Here is a 1,336-nt window from a genome sequence, read left to right on the forward strand (position 1 = left end):
GTATCTGCCTCGTTTTCGTAGTCGATAAACTTCTGCAAGATCGCATCCACATCACTGTATTTACCAAACTGACTGCCTTCACCCGCCACCTGGATACGCCCAACGAGTACACTCCACTGCCCTGAATGCCCTTTACCCCAATCGCCATTACTGTAGAGAATGCCATCGCCATCGGCATCAATCGTTTCATTCACCAGGTCCACGTAATAATGGTCAGTAGCCGCTACCCCATAGGTATATTCATACCAATCCTTGACTTCACCCGCATCGACCCTGGCCTGGCGTTCAAAACGTGAGATGCCGCCTTTGGCAATGGCCATCGGCACATCGCCCTGGTAAATATCGGGATCTCCGACCATAAGAACATAAAGAATATCCTTGTTCTGATAGTTATTACGCAGCCAGGTACGTATGTTATCCGCAGCATAGGCACCATGACCGCCACCGTGATCTTTTTCTGTGACGACATATACACTAAAGCCGAGGGCTTCTTTGTGGGCGATAAAGTCATTTAGCTTTGCCAGATTATGTTTAAGCTTCTCAGTGGTTACAATTGCATAGCCTTTACGTTTAAGACGGGCATCGTCCACATCTTTCATTGGTGATGGCATGTCGAAGTTACCATTGCCGGTATACCATTGGGATCCAAAGATCAGAGGAACTTTCTTTGTCTCCCAGGTTTGGCCAAGCGGATTCCACCAGCGCTGGATCGTATCTGGAGTCAAGACGATACGATAGACTTCCATCAAGCTGTCATTGTAGTCGTCTAAACCTGTTAAAAATGCTGTGTGTTCTCCTTCGCCAGGCGTAGCCGTACCTAATTTGATAGTGGTTAAGTCGCCACTGGTCTGGGGCAGAGTGAATTGAAGCGTTTCCGGACCGATTTTTAACTGAACGCTCTTACCTGCAGAGCTGGTGGGGACATGTCTAAGCAAGAGGTTAACATCGTAAGCGATGTTCTTCAGGCCTTTGATTGTCCATTCTGCCTGAGAGCCAGCAGAACTTCCGCTGAACAATAAGTACTTGGCGCTCGCTTGCCAGGTGATACCTGGCCCCAGCTTCGCATCCCATCCACGCAGGGTTACCACACCCGTTGCATTTGGCTGAGGGTTGTCTTTGGGAATATCGGCAAAAGCTGGCTGTAGGGATAGTAGAGATATCAATAGAACCAGCCAAACTTGTTTAGCTTTTCTTTTTCGCAGACTGGTAGCGAGGTCCCGGTAAGTCTGGAAAGCTCGGGTCAAGTATTTCATGCTTCATAACTCTGGTCGTATACAGTGGTAAGGAATTGTCTTTTAATAAGTTCCCGATTTCCGTTCACCCTGAGCTTGTCGAA

Annotated in this window: 1 protein-coding gene; it reads right to left on the reverse strand. The window is 48.1% G+C overall.

The features are described 5' to 3' along the window. Positions 1-1,253 (reverse strand): C25 family cysteine peptidase (locus tag KDK14_RS16015; protein WP_257266179.1); only part of this gene is annotated, 1,253 nt, incomplete at its 3' end. Positions 1,254-1,336 lie beyond the last annotated feature (83 nt).

The organism is Endozoicomonas sp. ONNA2, from assembly GCF_024606365.1.
GTDB lineage: Bacteria > Pseudomonadota > Gammaproteobacteria > Pseudomonadales > Endozoicomonadaceae > Endozoicomonas.